Source organism: Ruegeria sp. CK1 (assembly GCF_056536545.1).
Map to the genome: position 1 here is coordinate 43,592 of NZ_JBQFPX010000005.1, position 20,304 is coordinate 63,895.

Sequence of the window (20,304 nt, forward strand, 5' to 3'; positions counted from 1 at the left end):
GCGAAGGGTTTTTACCTTTCGTCCTTTGAGCATTCTGCATGAGTATTTCTCCGGAACTGTTACTTCACGGCTATTCAATCGGCATTTTCCCAATGGCCGAGCACCGCGAGGCCTCGGAGCTGTTCTGGGTTGATCCCAAGTTTCGCGGCGTTTTCCCACTGGATGGTTTCCATGTCTCGCGAAGCCTTGCGCGGCGCATCCGCAAATGCGGATTTTCTGTAACCATCAATCAAGACTTCTCTGGCGTAGTCGATGGCTGCGCAGATCGTGCCGACACCTGGATCAACGCAGAATTGCGCGATTTATACTTACAAATCCATCGCTCTGGTAACGCGCACTCATTAGAGATCTGGGAAAAGGATCAATTGGTGGGGGGAATTTACGGTGTCTCTCTTGGGGCCGCATTCTTTGGCGAAAGCATGTTTTCGCGCCGCACGGATGCGTCAAAAATTGCGCTTGCTTACCTAGTAGACCGACTGCGCCAAACCGGTTTTTTATTGTTCGATACACAGTTCTTGACCGCGCACTTGGCATCCTTAGGCGCAATCGAAATTCCGCGCGCGCAATACAGACAAGAGTTGGAAGAGGCGATCAACGCCAGTGCAGACTTCACCGCGCCATTGGCTCAGTCAGCAGAGGGCGTGATACAACGGATTACCCAAACGTCGTAGCGGGCATGATCCAACGCGTTCAGCGCTGGCGACGTGGCGATCATCCACCCATCAAATAATTGATCCGACTTTCCTTTTTCCCAAATCGTCAGGTAAGCAAACGCATCCCCTGTTGGGTTCTCCGGCGGATAACGGCAATCTCCCAAGGCAACGTCCAGCCCAAAAATCTCGCCACTCTGACCGCTTTTCATTTCGACATCAACTGTCTGACCGTTGACCTTGTCCAACCCCCGCAGGATCGCTCCGGGACCGGACTGAACCTTTTGTTGCGCACTGGCGCTCGTGGCTGCCAGCAGCGCGAGGATTAGGGCAACTCGCTTCATTCGCCGCCGTCCCCTGCAACGAACTTGACAAGCAATGAGATCAAGCTAACCGCGCCTTGCGTGTCTTCAACCTGATCGCCGGGTTCAAAATAGAAAGGTGAACCACCCGGCATCACTTCGACGAAGTTACCGCCAAGCAGCCCTTCTGAAGAAATCACGATGGCGCTGTCATCTGGCACCAGAATGCCGTCGCGGATCGTAAACGTCGTATCAGCACGATAGGTGTCTGGGTTCAGGTCCACGCCCGTCACTGTACCGATCTTGACACCGGCCAGACGTACATCCGTGCCTACCCCCACACCTTCAAGCGAACGGAATGAGGCCTCTAGCTGATAGCCCGTACCGCCTTGAGACAAACCAGTAGATTGGCTTGCATAGACGCCAAAAGCTACAGCGCACGCCAAAACGGCACCACCGACAAGAACTTCGGTCACATTGTAAGTCGACATTACTTGCCTCGTTTATTCCGGGCTCCAGGCCTCGTAATCAGTGCGATCGACCGGTTCCTGTCGGCGCAATGAACCCGCCGGGGTATACGCCAATGCGGTGCCGGTCAGGTTTTCCTGATGTGGCTTTTCCCAGGATTTATGCTGCAACGGTTTGTCGGTCGGCGGCTCATCCCAAGTGCGATGCAGCCACCCATGCCAATCCGGGTCAATACGGCTGGCCTCGGCCTCGCCGTTGAAAATCACCCATCGTTTGCTGTCATCCGCGTTGCGATAGAACACATTGCCTTCGTTGTCTTCACCGACTTTCATACCCTTACGCGCAGTGTAAATCTGCGTGTTGAGAGTTGCCCCGTTCCACCAGGTTACGGCCCGCAATAGACTGTTCAAAATACCCATCGGCTGCCTCCGACATTTCTATCCCCGCAGATATGGACCAAAGGCTCGCCAAGGTCCAGTGTCACAAGGGTCTCACCTACTGTTGTGGCAATACTGCGGTTACTTCAATTTCGATAAGGTCTTCAGGGGTTATAAGGTTACATTCGGTTACTGTCGCTGCAGGCGGATTGGCGCCAAACGCCTCGACCAACAGCGGATAGCACAATTCAAACTCGCTCATTTTCGGAAGGTAATAGTTTACTCGGACCACATGCGCGAAGTTTGTTCCAGCTTCGGCCAGCGCTTTCTCAATAGCCTCAAGAGCTGATTTACACTGACCGACAATATCATTTGGCACATCATCACCCTGTGCACAGGTTCCAGCAACGAAGACAAATCCATTTGCAACGACAGCTCGGCAGTAACCTACCTTAGCCTCGTATTCTCCACCTGATGAGATGCGCCTAATCTTCATGGTACCCCCATAAGAAAACGGCGCGGTGATTGCCGCGCCGTATGTGTTAATTCGTTTCCGTCTTATCCGGCCGAGGCAGACTCCGCTGCGTCAGCGTAGATGATCAATGGTTGTTTGTCCGATGACACTGCTTCTTCGTTCACCACAACCTCAGTCACATTTTTCATGCCAGGCAGTTCGAACATCGTATCCAGCAGGATATCTTCGAGGATCGAACGCAGCCCACGTGCACCGGTCTTCCGTTCGATTGCCTTCTTGGCAATTGCCTTAAGCGCATCGTCTGTAAAGGCCAATTCGGCGTCTTCAAGCTCGAACAGGCGCTGGTATTGCTTGACCAACGCGTTCTTTGGTTTGGTCAGGATGGTAACCAGCGCGTCCTCATCCAGATCTTCCAGCGTCGCCAGTACTGGCAGACGACCAACAAATTCCGGGATCAAACCGAATTTCAGCAGGTCTTCGGGTTCCAGATCCTTAAATATCTCACCCACGCCGCGTTCGTCATTGTCGCGCACATCGGCCCCAAAGCCCATGGCCGAGCCCTTGCCGCGTTGTGCGATGATCTTGTCGAGACCCGCAAACGCACCACCGCAGATGAACAGGATATTGGTGGTGTCCACCTGCAGGAACTCCTGCTGAGGATGCTTGCGACCGCCTTGCGGCGGAACGCTAGCTACCGTGCCTTCCATCAGTTTCAGCAGCGCCTGCTGTACGCCCTCACCCGACACGTCACGTGTGATTGATGGGTTTTCTGACTTGCGCGTGATCTTGTCGACCTCGTCGATATAAACGATGCCGCGCTGCGCACGTTCGACGTTGTATTCGCTAGCCTGCAACAGTTTGAGGATGATGTTTTCAACATCCTCGCCAACATACCCTGCTTCGGTCAGCGTGGTCGCATCGGCCATTGTAAATGGCACATCCAAAATGCGCGCCAATGTCTGCGCCAACAGTGTCTTGCCGCAGCCAGTGGGGCCGATCAGCAGGATGTTGGACTTCGCAAGCTCAATATCGCTGCCAGCTTTCTGGGCGTGATTCAGACGCTTGTAGTGGTTGTGAACCGCCACTGACAAAACCCGTTTGGCTGTGGCCTGACCAATCACATAGTCGTCCAGAACCTCGCAGATATCCTTGGGCGTCGGCACTCCGTCCGAGGATTTCAGCCCACTGGCTTTGGTCTCTTCGCGGATGATATCCATGCAGAGTTCGACGCATTCATCACAGATAAACACGGTCGGACCAGCAATAAGCTTGCGTACCTCATGCTGGCTCTTGCCGCAGAAGCTACAGTAGAGCGTATTTTTGCTGTCGCCGCCTGAATTCGTCGCCATGTTCTACCTTTCGGGCTTCGTCCTAGCGGCCCGCTTTGGACCGCGCTTGCCGCTTGTTGCTGCAGCTTAGGCCAGCACAAAGTCGGCTACAATCTCAAAATGCGCCCCGCGCCATCGGCACGGGGACTTAAACTCAGGCCTCGTCACCATCTAATTTGGCGCGGTTTTCGACGATTTCGTCGATGTGACCCCACTCCTTTGCCTCTTCTGGGCTCATGAAGTTGTCACGATCCAGCGCTTTTTCAACCGCCTTTTTGGTTTGGCCGGTATGACGAACGTAAATATCATAAAGGCGATCTTTCAATTTCTGCGTCTCGGCGGCGTGAATCATGATGTCGCTCGCCTGACCCTGATAGCCGCCGCTGGGCTGGTGCACCATGATCCGGCTGTTGGGCAGCGAAAAGCGCATCCCTTTCTCACCACCGGCCAGCAAAACCGACCCCATCGAGGCCGCCTGACCGATGACTAATGTTGAACATTTCGGCTTGATATACTGCATTGTGTCGTAAATCGACAAACCGCTTGTCACAACACCACCCGGCGAGTTGATGTAGATCGAGATCTCTTTGCTCGGGTTTTCAGCCTCAAGATGCAGCAACTGGGCAACAACCAGATGACTCATCCCATCGTGGATCGGGCCGTTGATAAAAATGATCCGCTCTTTCAGAAGGCGCGAGAAAATATCGTAGGCGCGTTCACCCCGGCTGGTCTGTTCGACCACCATCGGGACGAGCGTATTCATATAGGTATCAACTGGATCGAACATTCTGAACCTGCCTGCTTTGCTAAGGATCGGGACACTACCCCAAGAAACGTTACCCGAGTCTTAGTGTCGCCACCGAGGGGCTGCAAGGGGGGTGCCGGATACTTCGCTCTGAGCAACCTTGTTTTATGGTTCGGAACTGCCTGTTCGATAGGCACATTCAAGCGCGAGCAAAAAAATCTGTTATCACATCACTTAATTTTGATCCTTGCATATGGAAATACGTGATCAAAATAGGTATCTAGGTACATCGCATCAGCGACGCCACTCACACCAGTCTTCGCCCGACAAACGGGCAAACAAGGAAACACACGATGGCCCTTCCCCAGCTCTCGCAAGATATGCCTCCTGAATCTTTCGATAAGATTGTTGACGAAAAGATGCTTGAAAACGCGACTCAGGCGTCAAATTTCCTCAAAGCCATCAGCCACGAAGGCCGACTGATGATCCTGTGCCATCTTGTTTCCGGGGAAAAATCCGTCACAGAGTTGGAAGAGCTTTTGTCAGCCCGTCAGGCCGCCGTGTCCCAGCAATTGTCACGCTTGCGTCTGGAAGGTTTGGTGACGCCGCGCCGCGAAGGTAAGGCAATCTATTATCGTCTGGCAGATGACCGCCCGCGCCGCATGCTTGAATTGGTGTACGACATGTTCTGTCGTGACGCGAAAGGCTGATACGTTAACCCTTCACGATGTGTTCGAGCGTTTTTGTTGCCGTTGGTGCAAGCACCCTGCTCATTCAGCTGATCCGCAAGGCTGAATGCTGTCCTTAAGACTCTGGTGACAATCGGATAAAGCTGCTACGAAATAGATGGCTAATTTAAATGGAGACGCCAATGATCCGTGTAATTCTGGTTGGGCTCGCCCTCTTCACCTTAACCGCCTGTGAAACCGCTAAGGGCGCTGGAAAAGATATTGAGAATGCGGGTGACGCAATTCAGGATGCGGCCACAGACGTTCAAGAAAATATTTAAACCTAAGTCGGGCGTATTAGTTTCACAGAACTTGCGCCCGCAAGTGGTTTATCACTGACGCAAAGACGGGGTTCTTGTCAGAAGACAAGAACCTCGTTTCATTTCAGCTGAGAGGTCGAGTGGCAGTCCGTTTCAGTCTTAAACCCGTAAAAGGAAAAGGCGTCAGGTGCGCAGACATGGTCCATGCACGTATCCTTTCGGATACTCCTGACGCCTTGCAGGGTCGAAACATCAAAAGACGCTCCGAGCCAGTTGCCCCGATCCCCTAAGAGATCAAAGCTGCTGTTTCGCGCCAAACGGCGTTAAACAGCGCGCGCCAGCCTTCTGAGAGGTTGATCCGCTGATCCAGACACAAGATCCAGTTCAGCTGAACATCCACCGGTAAGTCTTTTCAGCGTAATACAAGTTCTGGAACCTGCCATTGCCGCCTGACCCCCTGGCCTTTGCGCCCCACCCTAGTTCCTAAGAACCGTTGCGGTATACAAACTGTCGCACTGAGGTTTCTGTTGGGCAAGAAAATAGCACTGCAGCATGAAAATTAGCCGGGGATAACGTGTTGATATCCAGCGGGAAAGTTTTGTGGATAACTCTGGAAACTGTGGAGCCACGAGAGCTTGATGCCGGAAAAGTCAAAATCGCTTAAAAAAGTCGAGTTTCGCAGGATTTCTGCAAGTGCGAAATGCCCTAGGCATCGATAATTAGCAAACACTGGCGTAGTCGCCGCCTTGCAAGCACCATATTTTTCGAATCGCGCGGTCTAATTTCCAGAAAACAGAACATGGGTCGGACGAACCTGTATGTTGCCAACAACACCGCGCTGAAGGTTCGCGAAGTCCAAAGGCCACATTCCGGGGAACGCCGCTGTCCGGCATGGGTTTCTCTGAACCCTGTCGCGGGCAATGATGAGACCGCCCGACCCCGTCCCCTCCCATCGGAGACACCGGTTCCGCTTTTGAGAAGCGCTCCGACCTGACCGGGATTACCTACTACGCGCTGCGTTTAATTCGCAGACAGTACCCCCTACAGCCCGGCCAGGCCGAAGTCGCTTCAGTTCACCTGACGTTCCAGAACAGTGCTGTAGGTTGTTCCATTACGTAGGCTACGGAAATCCGCATAAATCTTACCGTCTTCGTACTTGGCATCGATCAAAGCGTTTGCACCGATGATCTGTGGGGCGGTCTCAACGATTCCGATCGTGCCGGATCCATCCAGACTGACCGTTCCGGTGGCTTCGTATTCGGTCCAATCGGTGTCACCGTCGCGACGCCACTTGCTGGGGCCCCAAAAGACATTGCCGTCCTGCATCTGAACATCCAGCATCCACTCGGCCTGATTGAACCGAGGTTGGTCGCCGCTGTGATAATGCGTTGGAGAAACAGTGGTGTACGACCCATGCCATGTACCGCGCAGGTCAGGCGTATCGGCCAGAGCGGCCGTTCCAAGGGTGAGGGTCGTGGCCAGAGCGGCTGCTCCGGCAGTCATGAATCTGGTCATTGGCTCTCTCCTCCAAAATTCGGGGCCGTTCTTGGCCTGCTGAACAGATTGGAAGCGGAAAAGCCGTTTGCAACTTACTTAAGGGAAACTTCATGAAGCGTTCAGTGATACCTTAGGAAACGAGCGATCCAGCCTTGTGGCTTGACTCAATGCTGCACTGCGGCGGAAACTCAGATTTATTTACTATCAGGAGATTTTGACATGTTTGGTCCGTTTTCGGTCTGGTCCCCCGAGTTCCGCTTTCCGCTGAGTGGGGATGTGCAGCAGGATATCGAACCCACCATAAGCGTGCGCGGCGTGCCCGAGATTGAACACAGGGTGCAGCACGAGGTGGCAAGCTATGGTAAACAGCTGGGCAAAGTGCTGGATGCACTGCAAACGCTGGCCGAGGCCACGAAGGTCAAGCTCGAAGATATCGATACGCTGGTCGACCAGGTGGACACGATCAAGGCCGAGTGCAAGGACGCCCTGCGGGAGCAGGCCCAAGAGGCCCTGCGCAAGCTCGAACAGGCGGACCCCAAAGGGTTTCAGGCGGTCATCGCCGGGTTGGACGCCCGCTCTCACTAAAATCGGTCAGGTGCTGGCCCAACAGAGGGCACACTTTGTCGGCCGACGTCTTGTAACAGACGCGCGGGTCACGTGCGGACCCGCGCGCCCTGCCCTTTAGTCGGTCCACACTTAGTCGACAGTGATACTACCATTAATCGTGTTGACGAATTTATTGGTATCGGGATCGGTGAGGGATGAGAACGTGCCGCCACCCGTTGCACTTGCCCAATTGCCCGAGCCGCCCGAAACGGTCCAGTCCCCGGCCAAAGCGCCGCCCTCGCCAAACCCGGTGGCGGTCCAAGTCATCACCGCCTTTTCCCCGGCGGCGGTGTCAAACACGCAATTTCCGGTGCCCGAGACCCCGGCCCCGTTGATCAGCAACGCGCCGAAACACGTGCCCGACGCCCCCTCCAGAGGGTGCCCGGACTCGACCTCAAAGCTTTCATAATCCGTTTGGGTTTTGACCACCGCATTCCCATCCGAGATGCCATAAACCGCATTATTGTTGACGCCCATCCCCTTGGATGTTCCGTCAAACGTCTCGGCCCACACCAAGCCTGCGGACAGGCCAAGGGTCAGGACTGTGGTTGCGGTCGTCGTAAAAAACTTGTGCATTATAACCTCTCATTTCTGAGGGTTTGGCGTTGCAAGCATGTAAAAATAAAACCGCCTGAACGCGGCCCCCGCGCTCATACTAACATATTCCAATCTGAGCGTCTAAATCAGGCGCTCAGACCGCGTATTTCAGTTGGCCTTTGGGGCGCTCACCCTTCGAGCTTGCGAGCCACCAGAAACGAAACCGGGAACGCCGCCACAAAGCCCGCAACCGCAGCGATCAGGATGGACGTCCAAGACGAATATCCCATGACCAGAACCGCAATCACGGCGGACCCGGCAATGGTGGAACCAAGGAAGATGTGAATGATCAGTGTCAGGGGCGACATAGCGGCCTCGTTTATTCAGTCTGTTTGTGCGGACCCTAGAACCGAGGCTGGGAGTGGTCCTTGATCTGGGTCAGACTGCGCGTCGTAATCAAGCAAATGCCAATGCCGTTCCAACCATGACAAGACCAATCCCTGAGCTTTTTCACCAGAACATCATTGCGATCATTACGCTGGAACAGAGGCCTGCCGATCGGAAAGCGATCAGGTGAACCAGCGAAATGGACGCAAGAGCCTCCTGCTGAGGTAACCGTCGGGTCAACTGTCGCAGATGGGCTTAGTCAGGCTGTGAGGAGGGTCACTGTATCAAGTCCCCTACCCGTTTTTCGGCAATGCTTTTTTGCGCCCCTAACTTGCAGAAAATGGCTGACTTGCTGTAAATTCAATTATTCATATGTCATTTTTCTGAAGAGGGGGGATGGAATGACAAAACTTTGCGAAATAGGCCGGACCGGAGTACGAATCCCACGAATTGGCTTTGGATCAACCGGAATAGGCAGCATTCCACAGATTTATGGTTACGAAGTTGATGAGGAAAGGACGCGAGACACCTTGCGTACCATACTTGCCCGTAGCGACGCGTTTGTCGACACCGCCCGAGGCTATGCACTGGGGCGAAGCGAGGAGCGCATCGGGAGTGTCATCCGTGAACTCGGTGGCCGGCCGGAAGGCTGCGTTCTGTCCACAAAAGTGGACCGTGACATGGAAACGAGCGTTTTCGACGCCACCCAAGTACGGCGCTCCTTCGAACAGAGCCTCAAAGCGCTCGGCGTAGACCGAGTAGACATCCTTCATCTACACGACCCGGAATACGCTGGAGATGTTAATGAGATCACCCGCAGCGGAGGTGCGCTGGATGAGCTATTTAAGATTAAAGAAGAAGGAATTGCGAGCGCCGTTGGTCTGGCGGGAGGGCGCTTGGATGTGCTGATGCCGATGTTGCATGACCGGGGTTTCGACGTTGTGATGACTCACAACCGACACACGCTTGTAAACATGAACGCGGCACCTTTGATCGAACTGGCCAACTCGAAGGGCGTTACTGTGTTAAATGCAGCGCCTTACGCGGGCGGCATCCTAGCCAAAGGCAGCGCAATCCACCATTTCTACGTCTACCGGCCAGCAACAGAAGAAATGCTTGCTCCTGTGCGTGCGGTCGAGGAAATCTGTGCCCGCTATGATGTGCCCATGGGTGCGCTAGCCCTTCAGTTCTCACTGAAAGACGCGAACATTGCTTCAACCGTTTGCGGAGTGACCTGGCCACAGCATGTGGAACAGACGTTTGAATGGGCTGATTGGGATATTCCAGAAGCGGTCTGGAGCGAACTCGCCGACCTCGGGCAGTCCGACGCAGATCCAGAAGCCGCATAGAAGCAGTCAAGTTGGAGGGGAGAATATGGACAGCCTTAGCTGTCCATCTTCAACGCAGAAATAAACGCCTCCTGCGGGATATCTACCTTCCCGAACTGGCGCATCTTCTTCTTACCCGCCTTCTGCTTGTCCAGCAGTTTGCGTTTCCGCGTCGCATCTCCGCCATAACACTTCGCAGTCACGTCCTTGCGCAGGGCCGAGAGGGTCTCGCGGGCGATGACCTTGCCTCCGATGGCGGCCTGGATCGGGATTTTGAACATGTGGCGCGGGATCAGGTCCTTGAGCTTTTCGCACATCGCCCGGCCCCGCATCTCGGCCCGGTCGCGGTGAACCATGGTCGACAACGCGTCGACCGGCTCGTCATTCACAAGCACCGACATCTTGACCAGATTATCCTCGGTATAACCGGTCATCTGGTAGTCGAACGAGGCATAGCCCTTGGTCACCGATTTCAGGCGGTCGTAGAAATCAAAGACAACCTCGTTCAGCGGCAGGTCATAGACGACCATGGCGCGGCTGCCCGCATAGGTCAGGTCCAGCTGGATGCCGCGGCGGTCCTGACACAGTTTCAGCACGTCACCGAGGTATTCATCCGGCACCAGAATGGTCGCCTTGATGCGCGGTTCTTCGATATGGTCGACCTTCGAGGGGTCGGGCATGTCGGCGGGGTTGTGCAGCTCGATCATCTCACCGTCTTTCATGTAGACGTGATAGATCACCGACGGGGCGGTGGTGATGAGCTCGATATCATATTCGCGTTCGATGCGGTCGCGGATGACCTCAAGGTGCAGAAGGCCAAGGAAGCCGCAGCGGAAGCCAAAGCCAAGTGCTGCCGAGGTTTCCATTTCAAAGCTGAAGCTGGCGTCGTTCAGGGCCAATTTGTCAATCGCGTCGCGCAGGTCTTCGAATTCGGAACTGTCGACAGGGAAGAGGCCGCAGAACACCACCGGCTGCGCGGGTTTGAAGCCGTCCAGCGCATCCTCGGTCCCGTTGCGGTCATTAGTGATGGTGTCGCCGACGCGGGTGTCGCGGACCTGTTTAATCGAAGCGGTCAGGAAGCCGATCTCACCGGGGCCGAGGCTGTCAACCATCTCCATTTCAGGGCGGAAGACGCCGACGCGGTCCACATGGTGCAGGGTGCCGTTCGACATGAACTTGACCCGCATGCCCTTTTTCAGCGTGCCGTCCATGATACGGACCAGAACGATGACGCCGAGATAGGCGTCGTACCACGAATCCACCAGCATCGCCTTGAGCGGCGCGTCGAGATTGCCCTGCGGCGCGGGCAGTTGCTGCACGATGGCCTCAAGCGTCTCGTGGATGCCCTGCCCCGTCTTGGCCGAGACCTGAATGGCGTCGGTCGCGTCGATACCGATCACGTCCTCGATCTGTTCGGCCACGCGGTCACAATCCGACGCGGGCAGGTCGATCTTGTTCAGCACCGGTACGATTTCGTGGTCGGCATCGATGGCTTGATAGACATTCGCCAGCGTCTGCGCCTCGACCCCTTGGGTCGAGTCGACGACCAGCAGAGACCCCTCAACCGCGCGCATGGACCGCGAGACCTCATAAGCAAAGTCCACGTGGCCGGGGGTGTCGATCAGGTTCAGCACATATTGCTCGCCATTATCGGCGGTATAGTCGATACGGACCGTGTTCGCCTTGATGGTGATGCCACGCTCGCGCTCGATATCCATGCTGTCGAGCAGCTGTTCCTTCATGTCGCGATCCTTGACCGTTCCGGTCTCTTGGATGAGCCGGTCAGCAAGGGTGGATTTACCATGGTCGATATGCGCGACGATGGAGAAATTGCGGATATGAGCGAGGTCTGTCATGGGTTGGGGATATGATTTGTTTTATTAAAGGGGTCAATGCCCCGAGTGACTAGCTTTGGGTTTTTGTCATCTACATGAGTTTGCGATCCGTGACTGATATTTCTGAACAATTCGACACACATCTAAGAGAGATATTGGATGGCGCTACAGACCATGCGCTTCGTAAGGCCGCCGTTCGCATTTATCTTCGTAATCTGCTCGCGCTAACCCAGCCCGAAGAATGGGAAAAACAATCGGATGCTGTATGGCTACAGGGCCAAGGCGCGATATTCGCATTGCATTGCTTTCGGGTTGCAATCTGCTGTGCAGTTGTATGTCAGTGCCTTGACAGGTCGCAGAAGCGCTTCAATTGGGTGCATTTAGGGAAAAGAACTGAAGCCTTGCAGAGAGCCGCTGAGGAAGGACATCTAGCGGCCCTGAGCGCATCAGAGGCAGCTATAGGCCAATTTGATGGAACACTGACCTTTTTTGATGCATTCGAACCGACCCCCACCTCACTACGCGACTTCCTTTCTTCGGCGGACTTAAAGCCGGAGGATATGGAAGCGGCAACCAGAGACTTGTTCGTCGACTATACCTTTGAACTTCGTGAAGACCTCAGCACTGATAAATCTTTATCAATGTTTCAGAAGTCTCTTTTCTCGCCTGAAAACACAAGCGATTTCACCGCTGCGCCACATCACACAATTATCTACTTCTTGGACAGTTTCTCCAATGCAGGTGATGCATGGAATTTCTGGTCGGACTGGTACTCGGGGTTTTTAGAAGGAACACCAATCGACTGGAAGCTTCAGGAACACGTAGCCTTAATCGATAATGCGATTTGGGATGCGGGACCTGATGCGGTCGCTTCCGAAATCGAGCGCATTAAGTCGCGGTGGGATGTCGAATCTGCACTTACTGACCTGAAAGACAGCTTAAAAGCCCAAACTATCACTCGCCACGGAATAGGAGGGAACAACCCTCCTGAGAGTATTCAAGACGAGCACTTATCCGGTGCAATCACATTGATTTGGGATGCTTCCGAAGAACTCTCGACAGCAATGGAGCAAGAAAACCCCGCTCGCGAGTGGATTGAGACGATATTGGCTAAGCTCAAGTCAGGTTTGGCAAGCCTTCTCAAATGGTGTGCGGGGAAGGTCAACTTGGCTATTGGCACCGCAGTCGTGGTCGGAACCACAAAGGGCGCGACCGTTGTTGTGGACGCGTACATTGCTAAACATCCAGAGAAAATTGAGGCGTTGATTGAGGCTTTGGAGCGGTGGTTGCCGTTTCTGGCCTAACCGTTGCCGGGCTGAAGCCCGGCCTTCAGGGTGGCGTGTTTCCAACTCAGGCATTCACTTTTTCGAACCACACAATTGATCCTGATTCCACTTTGATTCATACTCCCACCCAGGCCGAGAGAGGCGTAAGATCTCTCCGGGCAGGCAAAAACGAGGCAAGAGCATGAAACAGTTCCTCTTAATCGCATTTTGTGCGGCATCGCTTACGGCGATAACTCCGGCTGCGGACGCGGCGCAGATCAAACGGGCGTGTCTGGCATCCGACCGGTCTGCGGCGACGCGGGATCGTTGCAGTTGCATTCAGCGCGTCGCCAATCAGGCGTTGACGCGCAGCGATCAGAAAACCGTTGCCAAGTGGTTCAGCGATCCCCACCAAGCACAAGAGTTGAAGATGTCCCGGACTGCACGTGATGATGCACTATGGGATCGCTATAAAAACTTCGGCCAGATGGCACAGGCGATCTGCAGCTAGGCTGATCTCAATCCTTGACCTAACCCGCACTGCGCCCCAGAAAAGGCGCAGCGAAAGGTATTTCTGATGGTTATGAAAGGGCTGACCCTGCGCGGGCTCGAAGTGTTCGAGGCATTGGCGCGAACGGGATCGGTGGCGCAAGCAGCCGAAATCACAGGGCTCAGCCAGCCTTCGGTGTCGCAGCAATTGCGCAACCTGGAAAACGCCCTTGGCACCGAATTGGTGGACCACGGACGCCGCCCAATGCGGTTGACGCAGGCCGGGCGCAGCTTTCTCGCTCGGACCGAAGCAGTGCTGTCCGAGCTACAGATGGCCCAAAGCGAACTGACGGTGATGGACCTTGGGCATCTGACGACGCTCTCAATTGGTTTGATCGACGACTTCGACAACGACCTGACACCGCGACTGGCTACGTTGCTGGCTGACAGCCTAACCCGCTCAAAGTTTAAGTTGATCACACTGCCCAGTCTGGACCTTTTTGCCGAGCTTGAAGCCCAACGCCTGCATCTGGTGGTATCGGCCCATTCCGGCGAGGTGCTTGAGGGTGTCGTAGAATACCCTTTGGTACAGGACCCGTTTATTCTTGTGACGCCGAAGGGTGTCGACAACGCCGTGCAGGACCTGCCTTTTCTGCGATATGCGCGTGAACAACTGATCAGCCGCCAGATCGAGTCCCATTTGGCAAGACATCAGGTGAGCTATGAGGAACGGTTCGAGATTGGCTCGCATCTGGCACTGGTGGCGATGGTCGCACGCGGACTGGGCTGGGCGATCACCACGCCGTTGGGGTATATGCGAGCGGCAAGGTTCCATGACGCGTTAGAGGTTCACCCTGCTCCGTTCGAAGACTTTTCGCGCACCATTTCACTGTTCACTCGCACTGATTGGTCCGATCAGGTCCCGCAAGAGGTCGCGGGCATGATGCGCAGGTTAATGCGCAACCAGATCGTCGACCCCGCGCTGACGCAGCTGCCTTGGCTCACCGACAAGCTGAGAATTATGGCTTAGCCTCGTAGGTGCTTTTCCAAACCGTCGACTGCGGCTTCGATTAAATCCAGCGCACCGTCAAAGTCCCTTGTATAGTAAGGATCTGGCACGTGATCCGCACCAGTATGGGGTGCAAAATCGGTTAATAGGTAAACCGGCGTTTCGCTGCCCGATGGCCGTAACGCTTCTATATTTGCGATGTTCTCGGCATCCATACCGATGATCAGGTCGAACCGATCAAAATCATCGGCAACGAATTGTCGCGCCCGAAGGTCACTAAGATCAACATCCCGAATTCGCGCAGCCGCTTGCATCGGCCCGTAAGGAGGGTTGCCGATATGCCAACCCGATGTACCTGCACTGTCTGTCGTGTGATGAGGTGCACGAGCGCGAAACACGCCCTCGGCAGCGGGGGAACGGCAGATGTTGCCCAAACAAACAAAGAGAATACGGTGGGTCATGTCTAAGATGTAACGCGAAGGACTACGATGGAAAAGATCGTCATTCTGACAGGGGCCGGGATTTCTGCCGAAAGCGGCTTAGGGACGTTTCGGGATGAGGGTGGGCTGTGGGCGCAGCACCGAATTGAGGACGTCGCTACGCCTGAAGGCTTCTCCCGCAACCCCGCTTTGGTTTATGGCTTTTACAACGCCCGCCGGTCTCAGGCCGCCAAAGCGCATCCCAACGCCGCGCATGAGGCATTGGCCCGTCTGCAAAAGGATTATGCTGGCGAGGTGGTCATAGTTACCCAAAACGTCGACAGCCTGCACGAAGCTGGAGGCGCTTCGAGCGTGATCCATATGCATGGTACGTTGGCCGGGGCGCTCTGCGCTGTTTGTGATCATCGTTGGCCCGCTCCGACCGAGATGGCCGTAGGTGAAACATGCCCCGCATGTGACGCCCCCACGGCCCGCCCGGATGTGGTCTGGTTTGGGGAAATGCCCTATCAGATGGACGTGATCTATGACCACTTGGCCGAGGCGACCTTGTTCGCCGCCATTGGTACGTCAGGCCAGGTCTACCCCGCCGCCGCCTTCGTGCACGAAACTTTGCAGTCGGGCGCACGCACAGTTGAACTGAACCTTGAGCCTTCCAGCGGTGCTTCGAGTTTCGACGAAGTCATACTCGGACCTGCGACGGAAACCGTTCCACGCTGGGTGGACAGGCAATTGAACCCGAGATGACCGAAGACACGACCCGAATTTTCCGTTTATACTGAAGACCTAACAGGCCCCGGAGAGCATCATGACCGACCCCCAAACCCCGCGTGAGGAAATCCTTGAAGACGGCAGCTTGGATGATCGTGACGCGCTTGGGGATCAACTTGCAGGGCTTTGGTGGACGTTCCTGTTGCGCGGAGTGTTGGCTGGGGCACTGGGAATAGCTGCCTTATTCTGGCCAACAAGCAGTATTGCATGGCTGCTACGTCTGGTTGGGCTATTGCTGATTTTTGATGGCGGCTTGACCCTTTTGGGCTTCGGTCGGCGCGGCCTGATCGGGGGCATGGGCATCGGTGCGTTACTGATTGGGTTAGTACTGTTAATCTGGCCCGAAGGCGTGGCCCGGCTAACATTCTTCCTATTGGGGGCCTGGGCACTGATCATGGGTATTGGGTCACTGATGGCCTGGCGACAAATGTCAGATCAGCATCCCGATGCGCCTTCAGTGCGAAACTCGGGGATTGTTGCCCTGATTATCGGGCTGGTGCTGATCTTCTGGCCCGGCAGTGGAATGGTCGCATTAGGCTGGGCTATTGCGTTCGGCGCACTTGCGTTCTCGGCGGTGATGTTCTGGCTAACCGCGCGTTTCAAGCGCGCTCATGACCGTGTGGCAATGCGCGTGGTCAATCGCTGAACCCTGCCCAATTGGCAAACAGGCCGGGCTTTGCCCGACCTGACGCGTGAACCAAGACCGCTTCGCGGCCCTAAGGCAGATGCACTTTTAGTGCGAATGCGATCCGTGGCCACCTTGGTCATTCCGTTCAAGATCGACGGGAACCTTGATCTCGACTTCACCCGCCTTTTCGAAAATCAACGTCACAGGAAGTTCCTCGCCGTGTTCAAACGGCTCAGTAAGACCCATGAACATCACGTGGTCGCCACCGCGTTCGAGAATATGTGCGTCACCTGCGGGAATGATAAAACCTTCTTCGACATGAACCATTTTGGCAACGCCGTTGTCGTCGATCAGATGAGTATGCAGCTCGACCCGTGCGGCCGCTTCGGACTGCACACCGATCAATCGATCATCCGTTTCACTGGTATTCTTGATCACCATAAAGGCCGCTCCGGCTTTGGCTGTTTTACCCGAAGACCGGGCATAAGCATCGTCAACGGTGATCGTGTCTTGCGCAAAAGCAGCAGTAGCCAATATTGCAGCAGCAAAAGTGGTGAACAGTTTGGGTTTGAGGGGCATCGCACCTCTCCTTGTTTAGAAGTCTGAAAATATTGGAAAAGCCATCAGATCTTCATCGGAGGTGAACGTGCGGGCCTATTGGGTATAGGTTGGGCGATCAGACTGTCCGCCTTGCGCAACAGCACCAGTTTAACAGCGTCTGGCGCCGTCGGCACGACAGGCGCGGCAACCGCTATCGCACCCAAAAGGGTTATCGCGTATTCGGGACAAAAATGCGGTGGCTGCGTTGGCTGCCCGTCAGCGTCCATGTAAACCACGACCGGCCCTGTGCTGGTGCAAAGCACCATCTGCCCTACTGCGTTGTCCATTCCACGCGACGCAGCAATGCCCTGCCCGGTCAAAACAACAAGCAGCGACACCGCCAATGGCAGCAGTTTATTTAGAACAGGCTTCATCCTGACGCTGATATAGGCCGGACGCGAAACGGGCTTCAAGCGCTATTGGGTGCGCCAGAAGCCCGCAGACTTGGTTGTATCGTCAGCCGTCCAATCCGGGACGTTTGACAGACCCTTTGGTCAGGCTCGTATGCAACCTATTCACCCGTCGTTGCATCCGAACACATGTCCCAAACGTCTTGCCAAAAAAGGCAGCCAACAGGGAGAAGAAATCAGACAACTTAAAAGACATGGGGGCTAACTCCGCCAGATGAATATGAACAAACATAAACCGGGTTGAGCGCTGGGTATGTGAACAATATCACCGTCGCTGTATAATTGAGTCCGCTTGACGAACAATGCGGGCAAGAAAAAACCCTGCACCTTTCGGTACAGGGTTGAAAACTTGGAGGAAAAAAGAACTCAGGCCGAAGCTTGTGCCTTGGCGATTTCTTTCTTCACTTTCAGCGCATTTGTCGACAGGTCTTCGTCTTTAGCTTTGGCCAGGAACGCGTCCAGACCGCCGCGGTGGTCGACCGAGCGCAAAGCGGCAGCCGAAATGCGCAGCTTCACGCCGCGACCCAGAGTTTCAGACTGCAGGGTTACGTCGTTCAGGTTGGGCAGAAAACGACGACGAGTTCTATTTTTGGCGTGGCTGACATTGTTGCCAGTCATCGGGCCTTTTCCGGTCAGTTCGCAACGGCGCGACATGGTTTCTTCCTTTGTTTCTGGAGGCCGAGCAAAGTGCCTGCGGCCAAATCACAAGGGGCGCCACCCGAAGTCGCGCCCGAAAACTGGTTGGATGCGTTTAGTGGGAATCGCAGAAAGGGTCAAGACGGATCACGCGAATTCTTTACGGCTATCTTACCGACAAGGCGAAGCTACACCTGCAACACAGGTTTATTGTTCTTCAGGTGCCGCTCTAGAAGGTGCCTTTGCTGCCGCCCCTTTGGGATAAAGCGTGCTGGGCGCGGTGTTAGCCGTTTTTCAATCAGTTCTGGAAATATCTCAAAAATCTCACGGACGGCATCTGCTCCAAGTGATTTCAATGCCTCATCCCCGATGAAAAGGCTTTCGGTTGGTGCGCTTTCAGCGAAGATTACTTGGTGGCTGTCAAACAGTAGATGAAAATACTCAACCTCTGCGACGCTTTCATCAACGAAAACCCCCGGCAGCATCGTCAACTTGATCGCAGGCACCAACACTTGGGGCGTTCCGAACATTCGTTCGGCGATCTTGGATTGCACCAACATCCGGTGCTGGCGAGAGACCAGTAAATCCCTTAGTGGTAGCCCATTGCCCAGCGCCCCGGCCAAAATTCGCACAGGAAACAGCTTTGGGTTCTCCAACAAGCCCACTCGATCAAAACGACGACGACCGATCCAGCGGATGCGGTGGGCGGGTTGCTCCATTGTGGGGATCAAGTCACCAACCTTCAGCGTTTGAATGGGGCGTTCCCCGCACTCGGACAGAATTCGAGTATCGCGAGTGAAACAAGGAACCCCAGAGCCGTTTTCGAAAGCCGAATACGTCACCACAATGCCCGAGGGCAGTGCGAATGTACCGTTGGATACGGAATAAGCGACACCGTCCTGAACAGTGAAAGTGCCGAAAACACTATCTGTTACGACCGTCCCCACGGGGAGGTTCAACGTATCAGTGCCCCCACCGCCTCGTATATCGCCGCTGACAGATGTACTTCTGAAATTCAGTGTATCGTCGCCATTCCCCAAGCGGATATTGCCTACAGTCGAGCCATTAACGTCGACGGTGTCAGCATCATTGCCCGAGGCGATGCGACCACCCACTGAGCTGTTGGAGACGGTTATGGTGTCGCTTCCAGCGTTGCCAATAATGCTTTCGGCAATAACGCTGTCAGAAACATCTATGTCATCGTCGCCACCCCGGCCCCGAATGTCGTCAATCGGGGACCCTTGCGGTTGCCCATTCAGGGTCCCGCTATTGCCTGTGACGTCTATGTCGTCGTCATTGTTCGTCCCAACTATCCGGGGCATTCGGGCGGATCCTATGCGTTAGGAGCCCAGGATATCATCTTTAAGGGACTGCGTCAGCACTCAACACAACCTTAAGCAGATTTCTAATTTCACGACAGTGAAATCCAATCACTGCCTCATCAAATAAGCCAACATGGCATCCGCAGCCGCCGAAGGACTTAGCCCTCCCGCACGCACTTTTGCGCCCAGTTGCTCCATTTCAGTCCGCGCCTGTGCGTTCGACAACTTCGCAAGAAGGGCCGCGCGAACTTCCTGCTCAAACCAATACTGCGCCTGTTCGGCTCGGTTCGCATCCCAGTGCCCACTGTCCCTCCGAGATTGCGAAAGGGACTGCATCTCTGCCCATGCTTTCTCTAAACCATGTTCTTCAACCGCCGAAACCGTCATCGCCTTTGGGAAGCCTTCTGGGTCTTGTGGCCGTTTGCGCAACAAACGCAAAGCTCCAGCGTAGTCGGCACAAGTCCGGGTCGCCGTGGTTTTCAAGTCGCCGTCTGCCTTGTTGATAAGAATCATGTCGGCCATTTCCATGATGCCGCGTTTGACACCCTGCAACTCGTCTCCGCCTGCCGGGGCCAGCAGCAGTAGGAACAAGTCGGACATCTCGGACACAACGGTTTCCGACTGGCCCACGCCTACAGTTTCAATCAGCACCACATCGAACGCGGCGGCTTCGCACAGGGCGATCGCCTCGCGCGTCCGTCGGGCGACACCGCCCAAGTGGGATTGACTGGGGGATGGTCGGATAAAGGCGTTTTTCTCGCGGCTTAGACGTTCCATCCGGGTTTTATCCCCAAGAATAGAACCACCCGAACGCGCCGAGCTGGGATCAACCGCAAGAACCGCCACGCGCACGCCTTGCTCGATCAACATCATACCAAAGCTTTCGATAAAGGTGGACTTGCCCACTCCGGGCGTTCCCGACAGACCGATGCGCAACGATTGACGTCCTGCTTTGGCCACATGTGCCAATAGCTCAGTCGCCTGCATACGGTGATCCTCACGGCCACTTTCGACCAGAGTGATCGCACGGGCCAGCGCGCGGCGCTCACCGTTCAAAATCTTGTCACCCAGCTCAGCAGTCGTCATGCGCGGTCCCTTACCCGATTTTCGCCTAGATGAAGGCGCAAGGAAGGGTTTGTCCAGTGCCTTGCCGCTGAATGTGTATCCGCGTGTCGGAACTGGACCTTGGCCGAGGCTTGACGGATAAAGCCTGC

26 protein-coding genes are annotated in these 20,304 nt (G+C 55.0%); 10 read left to right on the plus strand and 16 right to left on the minus strand.

Features of this window, described 5'->3' with window-relative positions:
* Nucleotides 1-38: 38 nt before the first annotated feature.
* The gene (gene aat, locus ACR0L3_RS12950; RefSeq protein ID WP_480746152.1) at nucleotides 39-671 is read left to right on the plus strand and encodes a leucyl/phenylalanyl-tRNA--protein transferase; all 633 of its coding nucleotides are present in this window, start codon (nucleotides 39-41) and stop codon (nucleotides 669-671) included.
* On the opposite strand, the gene ACR0L3_RS12955 is transcribed toward aat, so the two are convergent.
* The 6 genes from ACR0L3_RS12955 to ACR0L3_RS12980 form a co-directional block, all read right to left on the minus strand.
* Nucleotides 626-994, minus strand: coding sequence for a DUF2155 domain-containing protein (locus ACR0L3_RS12955; protein ID WP_480746153.1), 369 nt, complete (start codon nucleotides 992-994; stop codon nucleotides 626-628). The two genes, aat and ACR0L3_RS12955, sit on opposite strands and share 46 nt — an antisense overlap.
* Nucleotides 991-1,443 (minus strand): outer membrane lipid asymmetry maintenance protein MlaD, encoded by a 453-nt coding sequence (mlaD, locus tag ACR0L3_RS12960; RefSeq protein ID WP_480746154.1) that lies wholly within the window; start codon nucleotides 1,441-1,443, stop codon nucleotides 991-993. Before mlaD ends, ACR0L3_RS12955 begins: the two co-directional genes overlap by 4 nt.
* A 12-nt stretch (nucleotides 1,444-1,455) precedes the next feature.
* Nucleotides 1,456-1,839, minus strand: a complete 384-nt coding sequence (locus ACR0L3_RS12965) for an NADH:ubiquinone oxidoreductase subunit NDUFA12 (protein ID WP_480746155.1) — start codon at nucleotides 1,837-1,839, stop codon at nucleotides 1,456-1,458.
* A 76-nt stretch (nucleotides 1,840-1,915) separates the two neighbouring features.
* The gene (locus tag ACR0L3_RS12970) at nucleotides 1,916-2,293 is read right to left on the minus strand and encodes a Rid family hydrolase (RefSeq protein ID WP_480746156.1); all 378 of its coding nucleotides are present in this window, start codon (nucleotides 2,291-2,293) and stop codon (nucleotides 1,916-1,918) included.
* A 62-nt stretch (nucleotides 2,294-2,355) separates the two neighbouring features.
* On the minus strand, nucleotides 2,356-3,621 hold the full coding sequence (clpX, locus tag ACR0L3_RS12975) for an ATP-dependent Clp protease ATP-binding subunit ClpX (protein ID WP_170493494.1): 1,266 nt from the start codon (nucleotides 3,619-3,621) through the stop codon (nucleotides 2,356-2,358).
* A 133-nt stretch (nucleotides 3,622-3,754) separates the two neighbouring features.
* On the minus strand, nucleotides 3,755-4,387 hold the full coding sequence (locus tag ACR0L3_RS12980) for an ATP-dependent Clp protease proteolytic subunit (RefSeq protein WP_480746157.1): 633 nt from the start codon (nucleotides 4,385-4,387) through the stop codon (nucleotides 3,755-3,757).
* A gap of 311 nt (nucleotides 4,388-4,698) precedes the next feature.
* Here ACR0L3_RS12980 and ACR0L3_RS12985 point away from each other — a divergent pair, with 311 nt between their 5' ends.
* Both ACR0L3_RS12985 and ACR0L3_RS12990 read left to right on the plus strand, forming a co-directional pair.
* Nucleotides 4,699-5,055 carry an ArsR/SmtB family transcription factor gene (locus ACR0L3_RS12985; RefSeq protein ID WP_480746158.1) on the plus strand — a complete coding sequence of 119 codons (357 nt, stop codon included), beginning with the start codon at nucleotides 4,699-4,701 and terminating at the stop codon, nucleotides 5,053-5,055.
* Nucleotides 5,056-5,216: 161 nt separating this feature from the next.
* Nucleotides 5,217-5,354: an entericidin A/B family lipoprotein gene (locus tag ACR0L3_RS12990; protein WP_480746159.1), complete on the plus strand. Its 138-nt coding sequence runs from the start codon at nucleotides 5,217-5,219 to the stop codon at nucleotides 5,352-5,354.
* A gap of 1,047 nt (nucleotides 5,355-6,401) precedes the next feature.
* Here ACR0L3_RS12990 and ACR0L3_RS12995 read toward each other — a convergent pair.
* Entirely contained in the window at nucleotides 6,402-6,848 is a 447-nt protein-coding gene (locus ACR0L3_RS12995) for a hypothetical protein (protein ID WP_480746160.1), read from the minus strand.
* Between the two features lie 201 nt (nucleotides 6,849-7,049).
* Between ACR0L3_RS12995 and ACR0L3_RS13000 the strand changes: the two genes are divergently transcribed.
* Nucleotides 7,050-7,415 carry a hypothetical protein gene (locus ACR0L3_RS13000; RefSeq protein WP_480746161.1) on the plus strand — a complete coding sequence of 122 codons (366 nt, stop codon included), beginning with the start codon at nucleotides 7,050-7,052 and terminating at the stop codon, nucleotides 7,413-7,415.
* Between the two features lie 111 nt (nucleotides 7,416-7,526).
* On the opposite strand, the gene ACR0L3_RS13005 is transcribed toward ACR0L3_RS13000, so the two are convergent.
* Both ACR0L3_RS13005 and ACR0L3_RS13010 read right to left on the minus strand, forming a co-directional pair.
* Nucleotides 7,527-8,012 (minus strand): hypothetical protein, encoded by a 486-nt coding sequence (locus ACR0L3_RS13005; protein ID WP_480746162.1) that lies wholly within the window; start codon nucleotides 8,010-8,012, stop codon nucleotides 7,527-7,529.
* Nucleotides 8,013-8,161: 149 nt separating this feature from the next.
* On the minus strand, nucleotides 8,162-8,341 hold the full coding sequence (locus ACR0L3_RS13010; RefSeq protein ID WP_480746164.1) for a CTP synthetase: 180 nt from the start codon (nucleotides 8,339-8,341) through the stop codon (nucleotides 8,162-8,164).
* Between the two features lie 420 nt (nucleotides 8,342-8,761).
* Between ACR0L3_RS13010 and ACR0L3_RS13015 the strand changes: the two genes are divergently transcribed.
* Nucleotides 8,762-9,709: an aldo/keto reductase gene (locus ACR0L3_RS13015; protein WP_480746165.1), complete on the plus strand. Its 948-nt coding sequence runs from the start codon at nucleotides 8,762-8,764 to the stop codon at nucleotides 9,707-9,709.
* Nucleotides 9,710-9,744: 35 nt separating this feature from the next.
* On the opposite strand, the gene lepA is transcribed toward ACR0L3_RS13015, so the two are convergent.
* On the minus strand, nucleotides 9,745-11,544 hold the full coding sequence (gene lepA / locus ACR0L3_RS13020) for a translation elongation factor 4 (protein WP_425082176.1): 1,800 nt from the start codon (nucleotides 11,542-11,544) through the stop codon (nucleotides 9,745-9,747).
* A gap of 89 nt (nucleotides 11,545-11,633) precedes the next feature.
* Between lepA and ACR0L3_RS13025 the strand changes: the two genes are divergently transcribed.
* From ACR0L3_RS13025 to ACR0L3_RS13035, 3 genes are all read left to right on the plus strand, one after another.
* Nucleotides 11,634-12,827, plus strand: a complete 1,194-nt coding sequence (locus ACR0L3_RS13025; protein ID WP_480746166.1) for a hypothetical protein — start codon at nucleotides 11,634-11,636, stop codon at nucleotides 12,825-12,827.
* Between the two features lie 163 nt (nucleotides 12,828-12,990).
* A complete protein-coding gene (locus tag ACR0L3_RS13030) occupies nucleotides 12,991-13,299 on the plus strand; it encodes a hypothetical protein (protein WP_480746167.1) in 309 nt (102 codons plus the stop codon).
* A gap of 66 nt (nucleotides 13,300-13,365) precedes the next feature.
* Nucleotides 13,366-14,307: a LysR family transcriptional regulator gene (locus ACR0L3_RS13035; protein ID WP_480746168.1), complete on the plus strand. Its 942-nt coding sequence runs from the start codon at nucleotides 13,366-13,368 to the stop codon at nucleotides 14,305-14,307.
* Here the strand turns inward: ACR0L3_RS13035 and ACR0L3_RS13040 are convergent.
* Complete coding sequence (locus tag ACR0L3_RS13040) at nucleotides 14,304-14,747, minus strand: low molecular weight protein-tyrosine-phosphatase (protein WP_480746169.1); 444 nt, start codon at nucleotides 14,745-14,747, stop codon at nucleotides 14,304-14,306. The two genes, ACR0L3_RS13035 and ACR0L3_RS13040, sit on opposite strands and share 4 nt — an antisense overlap.
* Before the next feature lie 27 nt (nucleotides 14,748-14,774).
* On the opposite strand from ACR0L3_RS13040, the gene ACR0L3_RS13045 reads away from it, so the two are divergent.
* Nucleotides 14,775-15,470: an NAD-dependent deacylase gene (locus tag ACR0L3_RS13045; RefSeq protein WP_480746170.1), complete on the plus strand. Its 696-nt coding sequence runs from the start codon at nucleotides 14,775-14,777 to the stop codon at nucleotides 15,468-15,470.
* Nucleotides 15,471-15,531: 61 nt separating this feature from the next.
* Nucleotides 15,532-16,140 carry an HdeD family acid-resistance protein gene (locus ACR0L3_RS13050; protein WP_480746171.1) on the plus strand — a complete coding sequence of 203 codons (609 nt, stop codon included), beginning with the start codon at nucleotides 15,532-15,534 and terminating at the stop codon, nucleotides 16,138-16,140.
* Nucleotides 16,141-16,227: 87 nt separating this feature from the next.
* Here the strand turns inward: ACR0L3_RS13050 and ACR0L3_RS13055 are convergent, their stop codons facing one another.
* From ACR0L3_RS13055 to meaB, 5 genes are all read right to left on the minus strand, one after another.
* Nucleotides 16,228-16,701: a copper chaperone PCu(A)C gene (locus tag ACR0L3_RS13055; protein ID WP_480746172.1), complete on the minus strand. Its 474-nt coding sequence runs from the start codon at nucleotides 16,699-16,701 to the stop codon at nucleotides 16,228-16,230.
* Between the two features lie 44 nt (nucleotides 16,702-16,745).
* Entirely contained in the window at nucleotides 16,746-17,096 is a 351-nt protein-coding gene (locus ACR0L3_RS13060; RefSeq protein ID WP_480746173.1) for a hypothetical protein, read from the minus strand.
* Nucleotides 17,097-17,498: 402 nt separating this feature from the next.
* Nucleotides 17,499-17,786 (minus strand): 50S ribosomal protein L28, encoded by a 288-nt coding sequence (rpmB, locus tag ACR0L3_RS13065; RefSeq protein WP_480746174.1) that lies wholly within the window; start codon nucleotides 17,784-17,786, stop codon nucleotides 17,499-17,501.
* Between the two features lie 170 nt (nucleotides 17,787-17,956).
* Nucleotides 17,957-19,090 (minus strand): Hint domain-containing protein, encoded by a 1,134-nt coding sequence (locus tag ACR0L3_RS13070; protein WP_480746175.1) that lies wholly within the window; start codon nucleotides 19,088-19,090, stop codon nucleotides 17,957-17,959.
* A 108-nt stretch (nucleotides 19,091-19,198) separates the two neighbouring features.
* Nucleotides 19,199-20,176, minus strand: a complete 978-nt coding sequence (gene meaB, locus ACR0L3_RS13075) for a methylmalonyl Co-A mutase-associated GTPase MeaB (RefSeq protein ID WP_480746176.1) — start codon at nucleotides 20,174-20,176, stop codon at nucleotides 19,199-19,201.
* Nucleotides 20,177-20,304 lie beyond the last annotated feature (128 nt).